Source organism: Noviherbaspirillum massiliense JC206, assembly GCF_000312045.1.
Taxonomy (GTDB): Bacteria; Pseudomonadota; Gammaproteobacteria; order Burkholderiales; family Burkholderiaceae_D; genus Noviherbaspirillum; species Noviherbaspirillum massiliense.
Genome location: NZ_HE978635.1, coordinates 19,288 through 32,248, shown reverse-complemented (window position 1 = coordinate 32,248; position 12,961 = coordinate 19,288). Strand labels below are relative to the sequence as shown.

General features: G+C 59.9%; 16 protein-coding genes. 7 read left to right on the top strand and 9 right to left on the bottom strand.

The window, feature by feature from the left end; translation table 11 throughout:
- The coding region (locus HGHM_RS23400; protein WP_019142487.1) for an MCP four helix bundle domain-containing protein at nt 1–943 on the bottom strand (943 nt) is incomplete at its 3' end.
- 75 nt (nt 944–1,018) lie between these two features.
- Complete coding sequence (locus HGHM_RS23835) at nt 1,019–1,141, bottom strand: hypothetical protein (protein WP_019142486.1); 123 nt, start codon at nt 1,139–1,141, stop codon at nt 1,019–1,021.
- Between the two features lie 269 nt (nt 1,142–1,410).
- Here HGHM_RS23835 and HGHM_RS21520 point away from each other — a divergent pair, with 269 nt between their 5' ends.
- Both HGHM_RS21520 and ybaL read left to right on the top strand, forming a co-directional pair.
- Nucleotides 1,411–1,686 (top strand): hypothetical protein, encoded by a 276-nt coding sequence (locus HGHM_RS21520; protein WP_019142485.1) that lies wholly within the window; start codon nt 1,411–1,413, stop codon nt 1,684–1,686.
- A 238-nt stretch (nt 1,687–1,924) separates the two neighbouring features.
- Nucleotides 1,925–3,610, top strand: a complete 1,686-nt coding sequence (gene ybaL, locus HGHM_RS15605) for a YbaL family putative K(+) efflux transporter (RefSeq protein ID WP_019142484.1) — start codon at nt 1,925–1,927, stop codon at nt 3,608–3,610.
- A 109-nt stretch (nt 3,611–3,719) separates the two neighbouring features.
- Here ybaL and HGHM_RS15600 read toward each other — a convergent pair whose 3' ends face one another.
- Complete coding sequence (locus HGHM_RS15600; protein WP_019142483.1) at nt 3,720–3,998, bottom strand: hypothetical protein; 279 nt, start codon at nt 3,996–3,998, stop codon at nt 3,720–3,722.
- Complete coding sequence (locus HGHM_RS23230) at nt 3,970–4,281, bottom strand: hypothetical protein (RefSeq protein ID WP_148415687.1); 312 nt, start codon at nt 4,279–4,281, stop codon at nt 3,970–3,972. Before HGHM_RS23230 ends, HGHM_RS15600 begins: the two co-directional genes overlap by 29 nt.
- Before the next feature lie 95 nt (nt 4,282–4,376).
- Here HGHM_RS23230 and HGHM_RS15595 point away from each other — a divergent pair, with 95 nt between their 5' ends.
- Nucleotides 4,377–4,562 carry a hypothetical protein gene (locus HGHM_RS15595; RefSeq protein WP_148415685.1) on the top strand — a complete coding sequence of 62 codons (186 nt, stop codon included), beginning with the start codon at nt 4,377–4,379 and terminating at the stop codon, nt 4,560–4,562.
- A 96-nt stretch (nt 4,563–4,658) separates the two neighbouring features.
- Here the strand turns inward: HGHM_RS15595 and HGHM_RS23395 are convergent, their stop codons facing one another.
- On the bottom strand, nt 4,659–4,838 hold the full coding sequence (locus tag HGHM_RS23395) for a hypothetical protein (protein WP_161603787.1): 180 nt from the start codon (nt 4,836–4,838) through the stop codon (nt 4,659–4,661).
- Nucleotides 4,839–4,952: 114 nt separating this feature from the next.
- Between HGHM_RS23395 and HGHM_RS15585 the strand changes: the two genes are divergently transcribed.
- On the top strand, nt 4,953–7,667 hold the full coding sequence (locus HGHM_RS15585; RefSeq protein ID WP_019142480.1) for a bifunctional diguanylate cyclase/phosphodiesterase: 2,715 nt from the start codon (nt 4,953–4,955) through the stop codon (nt 7,665–7,667).
- A 129-nt stretch (nt 7,668–7,796) separates the two neighbouring features.
- A complete protein-coding gene (upp, locus tag HGHM_RS15580; protein WP_019142479.1) occupies nt 7,797–8,447 on the top strand; it encodes a uracil phosphoribosyltransferase in 651 nt (216 codons plus the stop codon).
- A 97-nt stretch (nt 8,448–8,544) separates the two neighbouring features.
- Here upp and HGHM_RS15575 read toward each other — a convergent pair whose 3' ends face one another.
- The 4 genes from HGHM_RS15575 to HGHM_RS15555 form a co-directional block, all read right to left on the bottom strand.
- Nucleotides 8,545–9,045, bottom strand: a complete 501-nt coding sequence (locus HGHM_RS15575; RefSeq protein ID WP_019142478.1) for a GNAT family N-acetyltransferase — start codon at nt 9,043–9,045, stop codon at nt 8,545–8,547.
- Nucleotides 9,046–9,224: 179 nt separating this feature from the next.
- A complete protein-coding gene (locus HGHM_RS15570; RefSeq protein ID WP_019142477.1) occupies nt 9,225–10,160 on the bottom strand; it encodes a hypothetical protein in 936 nt (311 codons plus the stop codon).
- 300 nt (nt 10,161–10,460) lie between these two features.
- On the bottom strand, nt 10,461–11,192 hold the full coding sequence (locus HGHM_RS15560) for a hypothetical protein (protein WP_148415681.1): 732 nt from the start codon (nt 11,190–11,192) through the stop codon (nt 10,461–10,463).
- A 215-nt stretch (nt 11,193–11,407) separates the two neighbouring features.
- Nucleotides 11,408–11,614: a hypothetical protein gene (locus HGHM_RS15555; RefSeq protein ID WP_019142474.1), complete on the bottom strand. Its 207-nt coding sequence runs from the start codon at nt 11,612–11,614 to the stop codon at nt 11,408–11,410.
- A 231-nt stretch (nt 11,615–11,845) separates the two neighbouring features.
- On the opposite strand from HGHM_RS15555, the gene HGHM_RS21515 reads away from it, so the two are divergent.
- Together HGHM_RS21515 and HGHM_RS15545 are read left to right on the top strand one after the other, a co-directional pair.
- Nucleotides 11,846–12,250 carry a hypothetical protein gene (locus tag HGHM_RS21515; protein ID WP_019142473.1) on the top strand — a complete coding sequence of 135 codons (405 nt, stop codon included), beginning with the start codon at nt 11,846–11,848 and terminating at the stop codon, nt 12,248–12,250.
- A 208-nt stretch (nt 12,251–12,458) separates the two neighbouring features.
- Nucleotides 12,459–12,827 (top strand): hypothetical protein, encoded by a 369-nt coding sequence (locus tag HGHM_RS15545; protein ID WP_019142472.1) that lies wholly within the window; start codon nt 12,459–12,461, stop codon nt 12,825–12,827.
- Nucleotides 12,828–12,961: the final 134 nt, after the last annotated feature.

The window sequence follows — 12,961 nt, the reverse complement described above, 5'->3', positions numbered from 1 at the left end:
CGGTCGAGGTCAGCTCTTCCATCGACGACGCGGTTTCTTCCAGCGAACTGGCTTGCTGCTCGGTGCGCGACGACAGATCCATGTTGCCTGCGGCAATCTGGTCCGACGCCGTGGCAATGGTGTCCGTGCCGATGCGCACTTCCTTGATCATGTTAACGAGGTTGTCATTCATGTTCTGCATTGCATGCAGTAACCGCCCCACTTCATCTCGCTCCTGTGCGTCGACTTTGGCTGTCAAGTCTCCCCGAGCAACCGTTTCAACGACCTTCAGCGCAGATTTCAACGGTATGGTAATGCTCCTGGTGAGGACCCATGCCCACATTGCACCGAATGCAATCATGAACAGCGCGAAGAGGGAAATCAGCGTACGGCTTTGCGCCGATACAGCACTGATGTGCTCTCCAATTTTGTCCATGGTGTCACGCTGAAACTTGAGCATGTCCCGCAGAGATGCTTGATAGGCATTCACGCTAGGGTTGAATTTTTCATCGAACAGCTTATTGGTGGCCTCGACATTGCCAGAAGCTTTTTCTTTCATGATGGCGTCACGCATGGATATATATTCTTTGCGCGCGCTAATGATTCGTTCGAATGCTGCCTTTTCTTCCGCCGTATCGACCAAAGCTTCCAGTTTTTTCAGGATCTCATTGCCGCCTTTAGTGAACTCGGCAGTGTCGGTTGCGAAAAAGGTTGCCAGACTTGGGTCGCTGCTTTTGACAATCGCCAGTGTGCGGCGCACGCCACCCGTTACGTTGGACGATAGATCGCTGATCAGGCGCTCTTTTGATAGCGGGATGCTCAGCAGATCCCTCGTTTCACGGTCGATGATTTGAAGTCGCCAGATACTGAGTCCGGCGATGAGAATGCACAAACCCAGCACAACCGTGAAGCCGGCAAACAGCCGTTGTCCGATGCCGATCTTTCTTAAGTAACTCACATTCATGTCCTTGATTTTTCTGTAGCAGACGTTAGCCGTGCCTAAATATTCGGTTCTTCCCGTGCCGAAGCAATGATTGCTTCAGGACATCGCTTCGTATTCCGGATTTCCTGCTCCTTCAGGATGTCCATCCCCGTATTCTTCCTTGCCCAGGGTGAAGTCAAGGGCTTCCACCAGATGGGTCTGTTCTTGTTGCATTTGCATCTTTTGCCTGCGTCGAGAGAGTGAATGAAATAGCGCCGACCGCCTGCAAAGGACAGGCAAGAAGGGGCTCAGTCACAGTTACGACAAAATTTTTTGTTACTTTAGTGAATTTTTGTAACAGCCCTTGATCCATATCGTTTTAGCAATGGCAGTTTTGCAAGCCCGGTCTGGCGCACCTGTCCGGGTTCCGACAGATAAGGCTCCCGGGAACGAAAGCGCGAATTACGATAGGTCTTGAAGCTTGCAGGAATCGCGATAGGCTGGAATGCATGGACAAGAATGAAGCAGCAGGCAAAGCGCCGGGACGGGCCCGGGATGACATGCCGGTCGTGACGGCATGGATCGATGCACTGAGAGCGGCGTTCGGCAAGGACGAGATCGATGCCGCCATCCGGCGCGGCCTGGGAGACGGTACGTTCTGGGCAATGGAAAATGGCCGGATTGTCGGCGAACCGCCGGAGGCGGCGAGGCGGCGCATCGAGCGGGAATGGGAAGAAGAAGCCGGAAACCCGGATTCATCCACCCTGGAAACAGGCAGCAAGTGATACGCACTGATTCCTGCGGCGCCGCCCCTCACCGCTGGCGACACCGAGCACCCGTGCACTGCTCAGCTTGCCGGAAAACACCCGTTATTCTGGGCACATGGGCCGGTGTGCCTATAAAATCATGCCGGTGCAGTTTTTTCCTCATGGCAGGAATTGCGCTTTGCACCGCCCTGCCCGACGTCTCGTGCGGGCACTCACGCCACCCCCTGTCCACTCTATTGAAAGGAAGCCTTCGACGATGCCTCATCACTCGCCACTCATTTCCACCATTGTTGGAGGCTTCGTACTGGCATTCCTGTTTGGCACACTGGCGCACCGCTTGCGCATGCCTCCCCTGATCGGATACCTGATGGCCGGCATTGCGATGGGGCCGTTCACGCCGGGCTTTGTGGGAGATACGAATCTCGCGCAGGAACTCGCCGAGATCGGCGTGATCCTGCTGATGTTCGGAGTGGGGCTGCATTTCTCGCTGAAGGATTTGCTGGCCGTGAAGTGGATCGCCCTGCCCGGCGCAGTCGCGCAGATCTCCATTGCCACGCTGATGGGCATGGGGCTCGCCTGGGCGATCGGCTGGGAACCCGGTGCGGGCCTGCTCTTTGGCCTGGCGCTTTCCTGCGCCAGCACGGTAGTGCTGCTGACCGCGCTGGAGGAACGCAGGCTGGTCGAAACCGAACGCGGCCGCATCGCGGTCGGCTGGCTGATCGTCGAAGATATCGCGATGGTCCTGGCGCTGGTGCTGATTCCCGCGTTGAGCGGCCTTCTGAGCGGACAGGGCGCAAGCTTGTCCGCCGGCCCGCTGCTCATGGCGGTGGGCCTTACCCTGGGCAAGGTCGCGGCCTTCGTCGCCGTGATGCTGATCGCCGGCCGCCGCATCATTCCCTGGGTACTCGAGCGGATTGCCGATACCGGGTCGCGCGAACTGTTCCGGCTTGCCGTGCTCGCCATTGCGCTCGGCTTCGCCCTCGGCGCCGCCTATGTGTTCGACGTATCCTTCGCCCTCGGCGCATTCTTTGCCGGCATGGTACTGAACGAGTCGGACCTGAGCCATCGGGCGGCGGAAGAATCCCTGCCCCTGCGCGATGCCTTCTCCGTGCTGTTTTTCGTCTCGGTCGGCATGCTGTTCGACCCGTCCATCCTGATCCGCGAACCCGTGCTGGTGCTGGCGACGCTGCTGATCATCGTCGTCGGCAAATCGCTCGCCGCCTACGCCATCGTGCTTGTCTTCCGCCATCCGCGCAGCACCGCGCTCACGATCTCGGCAAGCCTGGCGCAGATCGGCGAATTCTCCTTCATCCTCGTGACGCTCGGTCTTTCCCTCGGCTTGCTGCCGACTACCGGGCGCGACCTGATTCTGGCCGGTGCCATCCTGTCCATCCTGATCAATCCGCTGCTGTTCCGCAGCCTGGACAGGCGGATCCCCGCTTTGGAAGAAAGTGAAGGCCAGGCCGCGGGCCTGCGCCCCGTCGCCGGAGAAGCGCCTTCCCACGCGCCGCTGCATTCCCACGTCGTGCTGGTGGGGTTCGGCCGGGTCGGGCACCTCGTGGCCATGTCGCTGCTGGAGCAGAAGCAGCCGTTCATCGTCATCGAAGACCAGCCGGACGTGGTCAAGGCGCTGCGCGCCGATGGCATTCCTGCCCTGTACGGCAATGCAGCCGCCGCCGGCATGATGGAGGCGGCCGACATCGCCACGGCACGCTGCCTGCTGGTGGCCATCCCGAATGCGCTGGAGGCGGGCCAGATCATCGAGCATGCACGTGCACTCAACCCGCAGATCGAAGTTGTCGCGCGGGCCCATTCGTTCAGCGAACAGACACACCTGGAGAAGCACGGCGCAACTCACATCATCATGGGCGAACGGGAAATCGCGAAAGGCATGGCAGCCTGGGTGGCACTGCAGGAATCCGCGGAGCCATACGCTGCCTGAGGCCGGGAGGAACTGCGCCTGCAGAGAAGCAGGGCGGGGAAGAAAGGGGCCGGCCATGCCGGCTCCGATCGCGCATTGATGCCGTTGCCGGCATCAATGCGCCTCGTGCTTACGATGTTGTCCGTGAAAAATCGGGCGTCAATACCACTGCCGAGCCACCCTGCGATGCCTGTTGACTCATCTGCAAGACTGCTCTGGCCGGCGAGACCTGCCGACTGCGCACGCGCCTCGAAAATGCGGTAATGAACGCGGCATAGCCATTCGAACCCGGCTTGATTCCTTCCTGCGCCGCCTTGATGATGCCGGTTTCCAGCGTATCGCCGAGTTCATACGCCATATCGCCCAGTTCCCAGGCGGACTCATCCCTGTGTGCTAACTTCGGTTGCATCTTTTTTCCTAAATACCTGTTGATCCTCTTGCTGCATCGGTCTGTCAGAAAAGTTCTGAACGATTTTTCGCAGCAGACGAAACTGTATCTCCGCCGGCCCTGCAGATTCAATCGATTCACCCCTCGAAAAACAAAAATACTTATTCCGTGCAACAGTGCGGCACGCCGGACCTGTTGACTGGCAGGGTAAAGCAGTGGCGGGAAAAAGAATTGGCGGTGAAACAGTTGCTTGTCCTGCATCAATCAGCACAAAGGCGAGCGGCGTGACAGCGGCTTTGGTCAAGCTCAAATCCGGTTCGACTTTGCGACCTACACTTTGAGAGCGCCAGCACCGGGCGCGCGACGCACTCGAATCATCAGCGAATCAGGATGCCGGTCATGCCCCGCCCTGACGATCCCTACGAAGCGGCAAGTTATGACTTGAAGAAATTCAGGGAGCGGCGCATGGCCGATCGCCGGTTCATGATCCGCGATACCGGAGACCGGCGGGCCGACCCGGCCAGGGAAGACAGGCCCGAGCAGCGCAAACCTCCGCCGGCCGATTCCGAACAAGACAGGGACTGAAACGGCCCCGGCCAGGCCTTCACACGCCGCTTCCTGTCGGGGCAAGGTGCCGCCAACATGCCGCCGGGCTGCAGCCAGGTCCCGAAGCGCGGCAACTCAGCGGACTGCCACAGCGATTAAACCAAATACCTTTTGCCGGATCATACCTGCGTTGCCGCGCCGGCACCGAAGCGCCATCGAATCCATGGCGACAGAAAAGAACCCATTGCCTTGCTGCGCTTCATGTCCATCAGCAGCATGCCGGCCGGCAAAGGGAGCCGCCTTCATCAGGTCCATGCAGGCTCGAACAAGCTGCGCGCTGAACGCCCGGCTCCCCTGCTTCACCTCGACATCCGTGATTCCGGATCAATCCGACATGGAGGAAGCACCAGAAGCCTTCGGAGAACAGAATTGGTATCAGGAAGACTTTCGACAGGAATTGACAGGATTGCCGACCATTTCAGAACGCTGCCCGCAGGACTGGCCGATTTCAGGGGGAGCTGGCGCTCCATCCTGATCTGGCCGGCGATCATTGCAGTCCTGACAATCATCAGCTGGATCGGGCTCGGCCTGCGCCTCGAAGCGGACCGCAAGGATGTCGAGCGCTTCGCGCTGAAGGAAAGCGCGACCCTGGCGCAAGCCTATGCCGGCCACCTGGAACGCGCGTTCGACTCGATCGACCAGATCGCGCTTCATGTGAAATTCGAATGGGAATTGTCCGGGGGGAGGCTGCGGCTTGAAACCATCCGGGAAAGAGGCTTGTTCCCTGCTTCCGAGCTGGTCCTGGTCACGATTGTCGACGCAAATGGCATGCCGGTGACGAGCACCCTCCCGCTGGACAAGCAGGTCAGCCTCGCCGATCGGGAGCATTTCAAGGTCCACAAGAATCGTCCCACCGATTTCCTGTTCATCAGCAAGATAGTGACAGGAAGGGTTTCAGGCCGGCCGTCCATCCAGTTCTCGCGCAGGCTCGCCAATCCCGACGGGACGTTTGGCGGCGTCGTCGTGGTTTCCGTCAATCCCGCCTACTTCGTGCACTCCTTCGATGTCAGCAGCCTCGGCATGAAGGGCCTGCTGACCCTGATGGGGGAAGACGGGCAGACCCGGGTTTCCCGCGTCGGAAACATGCCCGTCCCGCCGCAGTCGCCTGTCCTGAACAAGGTACCGGACTTCAGGCAGCCGCACGGCAGCATGCTGCTGCAAGGCGGGACCTGGTTCGCCGATGGACGAAACCGCTTCGTCGGCTGGCAAACCCTCAAGAGCCAACCGTTCGTGGCCATGGTCGGCCTGGACGAACAGGAAATCATGGCGCCATACCTTGCAAGCCGCGCCGCAACGATCCGGCTCGCGATCATTGCCTCCGTCGCGGCTCTGGTGATTGCGCTGTTTGCGATGGTGGCGGCCGCGCGGTTTGCCCTGACGAAGCGCCAGGCCGAGGTGGTGCGTCATGCCTATCGCCTGGCAACTGAAATCGGCAATGACGGCTTTTACATCTGCCAGGCGGTGTATGACAAGGATGCAAGAATCGTCGACTTCGTACTGGTCGACTGCAACCAGCGCGGCGCGGAAATGATCGCGCGACGCCGGGAAGACTTGCTGGGCATGCGGATTTCGGACCTGTACCCGCAACCCTTCCTCGACAAGCTCCTCGAGCTGGGCAGGAAGACGATGGCTCTGGGCACGTATGAGGAAGAGCACCGGCTCGGCAGCGGCAGCCGCATGAAGGCCCGCTGGATACACAGGAAGCTGATCCGTTCCGGAAACAGCGTGGCGGTCACCGTGCGCGACATCAGCGAAGCCAAGCAGCATGTGGAAGAACTTGAACGCCGGGGAAACGAGGATGCGCTGACTTCGCTGCACAACCGGCACTGGCTGCACTCCTTCCTGCCGGCGGCACTGGACGAGGCGACAAGGGACGGCAAGATGCTGGCCCTGCTGTTCATCGACATCGACGGCTTCAAGGCAGTCAACGATTCGATGGGCCACGCGGCCGGCGATGAGCTGCTGCGCCTGGCCGCGCAACGCCTGCACTCCGTGGTGCGGCCGGAGGACAAGGTGGTGCGCCTGGGGGGCGATGAATTCCTGATCGTCCTCGAAGCCATCGAACAGCGGGATGATGCGGCCCACATCGCGCACCGGATACTGGAAATGTTCGGCGAAAAATTCCGGCTGCAGCAGGGCCTGCATACGGTCGGCGTTTCCGTGGGCATCAGCCTGTTCCCGGACGACGGCAAGGATGCCAAGACGCTGCTGCAGAATGCCGACATCGCCATGTACTCCGCGAAGCAGAGCGGCAAGGGGCAGTACCGCTTCTACGACCCGGTGTTCTTCGACAGGCTGCGGGCACGGCTCGATATCGAGCGCAAGCTGCGCGAGGCGCTCGACCTCGACCAGTTCGAGATGTTCTATCAGCCGCGCGTCGACATGGCCTCCGGCCGCATCTGCGGGCTGGAGGCGCTGATCCGCTGGCGCCATCCGCAGGAAGGACTGGTCGAGCCCTTGCGCTTCATCCATGTTGCGGAGGAGACCGGCTTGATCCAGAACCTCGGCATGCACGCCATGGAAAAGGTGTGCGCCCAGCTCGCCGACTGGCGCGCGCGCGAAAAGGAATGCGTGCCGGTCTCGATCAATGTCTCGCCACGCCAGTTCCACGAAGGCAACCTGAAAGATCTGCTTGCCAGCCGGCTCGCCCGGCATGGCATTGCGCCGGAACTGGTCGAGATCGAGGTCACCGAGAGTTCCATGATGGGTGAAACCTCGGAAGTCTCGATGGAGATGGAATCGCTGCGGGCCATAGGCGTGAAGCTGCTGGTGGACGATTTCGGCACCGGCTACTCTTCCCTGTCGCAGCTGCAGAAACTCGACATGGACGGACTGAAGATCGACCGCGCGTTCACCGCCGAGCTTGGCAAGTCGCCCGAGGGCGAAGTGTTCTTCACCGCCATCGTCACCATGGCGCACGCGCTCGGCATGCGGGTGGTCGCGGAAGGCGTCGAGACCCGGCAGCAGGTGGACATCCTGAAGCGGCTCGCCTGCGACGAAATCCAGGGCTATTACGTGTCGCGCCCGGTGCCGGCGAGCGAAATCCCGGCCCTCATCGAGAACCGGGCGCTGGTCGCGGCCTGATCTTGCGGCGGCGTTCGCGCGTGACGGAAATCCAAGCGCTCCGAAAAGCTTTAATATGTCGATTTGTCATCAGCCGCTCCAGAGCAGACCACGAGCCGCACCGAGAACCGCCACATCCCGAAACCACTCATGAAACAAGATCCGCGCTTTCCCAACCTGCACATCCTCGACCATCCGCTGATCCAGCACAAGCTTACCCATATGCGCGACAAGGACACGTCGACGCGCACCTTCCGCGAGCTGCTGCGGGAGATTACGCTGCTGATGGGCTATGAAATCACCCGCAACCTGCCGCTGACCACGATGCGCATCGACACGCCGCTGCAGACCATGGATGCGCCGGTCATCGCCGGCAAGAAGCTGGTGGTGGTGCCGGTGCTGCGTGCCGGCATCGGCATGAGCGACGGCTTGCTGGAACTGGTGCCCTCGGCGCGGGTCGGCCATATCGGCGTCTACCGCGACCCGAAGACACTGCAACCGGTGGAATACCTGGTGCGCCTGCCGGACCTGGCCGAGCGCACCTTCATCCTGTGCGACCCGATGCTTGCCACCGGCAATTCCGCGGTGCACGCGGTGGACGTGCTGAAGAAGCGCAATGTGAAAGCCGACCAGATCGTGTTCATGGCCCTGGTCGCCGCGCCGGAAGGCGCGGAAGTGTTCCAGAAGGCGCACCCGGATGTGCCGGTCTATGTCGCATCCCTGGATTCGCACCTGGACGAGCATGCCTACATCGTGCCGGGCCTGGGCGATGCGGGAGACCGGCTGTTCGGGACGAAATAACTGCCATGGAGGAGTAGAGTGCGCCGCGCGCACCACGCAATGCCGGTGCGCGCGGCGCACCCTGCTTCCTGTCTCTTAAAGAATCACGGGAACCGTTTCAGGCGAAGCACTTCACCATGTAGCAGCACGGCCCTGGATAGCTCGCAAGCCTGGCCCTCTGCTCCGCATCCGCGTTCTCATACTCCGCATACCCCTGCCGCTGCCAGAACCCGCGGGTATCCTGCACCGACACCAGCGACGAACAGGCCAATCCTTCCCGCCTAGCGCTCTCCAGTGCAAACACCACCAGCGCCGGGCCGATCCCGCGTCCATTGGCGCGCTTCGCCACTGCAAGATCGTGCAGGTAAAGACTGTCGGCATTGTCCGCCGCATGAAACTGTCCGCCCAGGGGCGTCACTTTGCCGAGCAGGGAGCGGTAGGCAAACAGGTAAGCGCAGATTCCGTCTGCGTCCTGAGCCACCCACGACGTATCCGGTGAGGCGGCAAGCCGTGAGCGGATTACTGCTTCCGCTTCCACCATGGCCGGCGGATAGCACTCTTCCTGGATCAGGAGGACGGAGGGAATGTCATCCTGATGCATCAATCTGATTTCTTGCATTGTTTCTGATTCATGTAACTTGGGCCGAACCGGGAAAGCGACCACGAGCCGGAAAAAACATTGCCCCGCGAATGCGGGGCAATTCGGTTCGATCTGCACACGACCGATTCTACACAGGATTACTGCACGGCTTTGAAGGCCGCCGCACCTTATCCCCTCCCTTGGGATCGGTGCTCAGCTTATTGTGCGTAAGTCTTGGCCGCAAACCAGAATGTGGTTCCGAGTACGCCAGCGCCTCGCAGGTCAGTCCCGAATCGAGCATCAAATTCAACCTTCCAATTCCCATTCGGGTCACTAGGACAATGATGAGCAGCTCCGTATGACTTCAAGAAGTCGACGACATCAATGTCAGTTCTCTTGTACTCGCCGAGGAAGGTATCGAAAGCCAGGCGATACCCGGGATAGCGGGCCGTCACCGGATACGTCGTGTTGTCGGTGTCGCCGAACGGCGTTCCTGTATTAACAGTAGCGAACTGAGCCCGCAGATTGCTGAGTTGCGAGAACCGCGGCATGTCTTGCTGCCCCATATGCAAAGCCATCCCTTCCGCCAGCCAGCGTTCAAACCGGTATTGGTCCGTCCTGCACTGCAATGCCTGAGCCTGAACCAGATGGGTCATCTCGTGATGAACGAGCTGGGCCAGCATCCTTCCCGTATTTTTCGTTCCGACATAGAGGGTATTGATACCGGCAGAACCATTGGTTCCATTATTCACCGAGGCACATACCCGAACCTTGGTTCCATCAAAACCGGCCGGGCCAGGAAAGGAATAGCGCGCGCGCAGGGTTTGGATGGATGCGTCCGCGTACTGCGCAATCGAACTCAATACCGAGCTTGGAACGGAGTCCGCATTGTAAACAATTGCATTGGCCGTTTCCTTGACGTTGTAGGTTCCTGGCTGCCTTGAGCACGTTGCGCCAAAAGCCAGGAATTCCGTTGTAGAGCTCGTTGCAAATGGTGTGGTCGTCGAATGCTCCTGAACGGGAATACCGGAGGCAGTGACACTGAACAGGGATGAAACATCGTTATTCGAACTATCGTCGTCGCCGAAGCCTCCGCCGCAGGCAACGAGCATTCCGAAAACAGACAGGGAGACAAGAGAACTGATCAAGCGCATTTTTGGACACATCCCTTCAGGTCATTGCAAAACTTGCATTTTTAAGGCCCGGGATGGTAACACAGCTTGATTCTCTTATTACATGCAGGACATGCAAGCGAAGCGCTGCCTTGTTCTGCTGCTCAGAAGTATTTCGGATCGATGCAGCGCCTGTACTTGCGAAACAGGCTGGACAAGCGAGTCGCCGATGAACCGATGATCGGCGTCGTGAAATGAGGCGAAGCGCGAATGCAGACGGCCGGACGGGGCCTCGGACACGGGATCAGCTGGACAGCGTACTACTTATCAAAATAAACGCACCTAATTCCCGTGCGTCGCCATCACCCTATATTCATCCCAGGAATCGAGCGACGCATAGCGCTGCCGCGACGCCCCCTTCCAGCGAAAGTAAAGCGCCATCCCGCTGGCGGCCGCCAGTGGCTTGTGACAGATCAGGGTGTCAACGGAAACCAGGTTGTCGCAGAAGCCGGCATTCTGCGCGCCGAAGCGCTTCGCCAGGGCGTGCGCCCTTTGGTCTCCGAAGGCTGCATCCGCGATCACCTGCTGGAACGGATGCATGCGGAAACAGGCTTCGAGATGCTGTTCGCTCAGTTGCTCCCCATTCCATTCGAGCGGGTCGGATTCGGCGCTTTCCATGTTGAAGCCCGAGAGGGCAATCTCCCCCACTTCCGATGCTTCGACCAGCACCGTGCTGCTGCTGTCATAGATATGCAGTTGGAAGGCGGGCGCCGACAGTCGCCGGCAGAGTTCGGCCAGGCGCATCTTTGCCGCTCCGGTCGCGCGCTCGGCCAGGAGCTCCAGCGGAGCGGTCTGGATGACCGTCCAGGACGGCGCGCCGGGAAAGATGGCAAGGCCCCACAAGTCGTTCTTCAGGGCGGGTTCATACTGCATCGGCTCCACCAGCGCCCTGCTCCTCTGCACGGGAGCGGGGACCGGTTCCATGCCTTCCTGCGCGAACATGGCTGTCAGGACGTCCGCCACGTCCGCGACGCTGCCATGATTGATGTAAGTGGTGTTTGCCCAGTAACCCATGCCCATCTCCCGTCCAAGTGATTTGCCGGATGCAGCGCCGGCTCATTTTGCCATTGCGCCGGCACCTTGGGCGCGCCCGTTGAAAACAAAATTTCCTGGACAAGCGCAGGGCGAGGCGCGGAAGCGACACTTGCACTGACAGATTTCACTTGCTGCAAGGATGCGGGAGTGGAAACGGCATGAGGTTGCCGCGCGCCACCGGCTGGCGGACAAGGTCAGGGCGTCCGGCTCTTTTCCGGGTGCGGAGTGGACGGCCGGTCGGGATGCGGCTCGTTCTCGTGGTCGGGCTGGGAAGGTTCCTGTGCCGGTGGCAAATCCTGCGGCACCGGCTGGTAACCGGGATTGACCAGCGGATCCTGCCCAGGCACTTCCGTCCTCGGCTGGATCGGCAATGTTGTCTCGGGCTGCGGTTCGCGCTGCATGAGGATTGTCCTGATTGATTCCGGCATTCTTCCGGAGAGCTTGGTCGTCCGGCATGCTCGTGCATGTGTTCCCTTTATTGGACGGATCGGGAAAGCCGAAGTTCGGTCGCACCCTTGCCAATCCCGCAATCGTATCAGTCCAGAAAATAAATTTATTAATTTGCGGAACATGCGGCCAATCAATTGGTCATATTGCTATTTGTTAAGGACCATTTGAAAGGATGAATGGCTATGTCTGAACATGGTTTAAGTTCCCAACCCACTTACGATCCCAACCGCCTGCTCGATGCAATTCTCGAGAAGCTGAACCTGAAGAATGATGCTGCGCTTTCTCGCGCTCTGGAAGTGCAGCCGCCGGTGATCAGCAAGCTGCGCCACAAGAAGTTGCCGGTAGGCGCCTCCATCCTGATCCGCATGCATGAGGTCACCGACCTGTCGATCCGGGAATTGCGCGACCTGATGGGCGACCGGCGCGAAAAATTCCGCTTCAGCGATGCCCATGGCAAGCCCAAGACTGCGGACGAGGAGAACCAGGGTGCAATTCCAAGCCAGGCCCAGGCTCAAACTCAGGCACAGGGACAGAACCAGGCCCAAGGCCAAGGCCAGGGCCAGCCACAGGGCCACAACCAGAGCTGAGGCGCAAGCCCGACGTCCGGGCATTCGAGCGGGCAAATAGTTTTTTCGCTGCTGACCGGCAAGAGCTGCGGTGGCTGTTGCCGGCGTGTTTGCGCCTGTATCAACGCGGCATTCTGAATCGGAAACATTTTGTAACCCTCCTTACGCACCGACTCTATTCAAAAATATGGCCATGGTATTTAATGAGGTCGTTACTAAGGAGAACACCATGAAAAAACTGCTTACCCTTGCAGCCGGACTGATCACAGGCGCCACATTCATGTTCGCCGCGGCGCCTGCAATGGCACGCGTGAATGTCGACCTCAACATCGGCGTTCCCGGCGTGTATGTACAGCCGGCACCGGTCTACGTCGAACCGCGCCCGGTGTATGTCGAACCCAGGCCGGTGTATGTGCAGCCTGCGCCGGTTTACGTGCAGCCGCGGCCAGTCTATGTACAGCCGGAACCGGTCGTGATCGAGCGCCGTCACTGGCACGAGCGCCACTGGCGTGGCGCGCATCCCGCCCGCTTCGACCGCGATGGTGATGGCGTTCCCAACCGTTACGATCGCCGCCCGAACAATCCGTATCGCTACTGATTTTTCCAAAGCTTTTTCGTGACAAGCCGGGGAGATGGTTCTGACCACTCCCCGGCTTGTTTTTTGGACTTGGCACTTTTTGCTCCGCCCGGTCCCGGCTGCACCGCATTCCGGATTCCGCCGGCACAGGAAGG

Coding starts and splice junctions, on each gene's coding strand:
- HGHM_RS23835 (WP_019142486.1), bottom strand. CDS start 1,141: ATGCAAATGCAACAAGAACAGACCCATCTGGTGGAAGCCCTTGACTTC.
- HGHM_RS21520 (WP_019142485.1), top strand. CDS start 1,411: ATGGACAAGAATGAAGCAGCAGGCAAAGCGCCGGGACGGGCCCGGGAT.
- ybaL (WP_019142484.1), top strand. CDS start 1,925: ATGCCTCATCACTCGCCACTCATTTCCACCATTGTTGGAGGCTTCGTA.
- HGHM_RS15600 (WP_019142483.1), bottom strand. CDS start 3,998: ATGCAACCGAAGTTAGCACACAGGGATGAGTCCGCCTGGGAACTGGGC.
- HGHM_RS15595 (WP_148415685.1), top strand. CDS start 4,377: ATGCCCCGCCCTGACGATCCCTACGAAGCGGCAAGTTATGACTTGAAG.
- HGHM_RS23395 (WP_161603787.1), bottom strand. CDS start 4,838: ATGGACCTGATGAAGGCGGCTCCCTTTGCCGGCCGGCATGCTGCTGAT.
- upp (WP_019142479.1), top strand. CDS start 7,797: ATGAAACAAGATCCGCGCTTTCCCAACCTGCACATCCTCGACCATCCG.
- HGHM_RS15575 (WP_019142478.1), bottom strand. CDS start 9,045: ATGCAAGAAATCAGATTGATGCATCAGGATGACATTCCCTCCGTCCTC.
- HGHM_RS15570 (WP_019142477.1), bottom strand. CDS start 10,160: ATGCGCTTGATCAGTTCTCTTGTCTCCCTGTCTGTTTTCGGAATGCTC.
- HGHM_RS15560 (WP_148415681.1), bottom strand. CDS start 11,192: ATGGGTTACTGGGCAAACACCACTTACATCAATCATGGCAGCGTCGCG.
- HGHM_RS15555 (WP_019142474.1), bottom strand. CDS start 11,614: ATGCAGCGCGAACCGCAGCCCGAGACAACATTGCCGATCCAGCCGAGG.
- HGHM_RS21515 (WP_019142473.1), top strand. CDS start 11,846: ATGTCTGAACATGGTTTAAGTTCCCAACCCACTTACGATCCCAACCGC.
- HGHM_RS15545 (WP_019142472.1), top strand. CDS start 12,459: ATGAAAAAACTGCTTACCCTTGCAGCCGGACTGATCACAGGCGCCACA.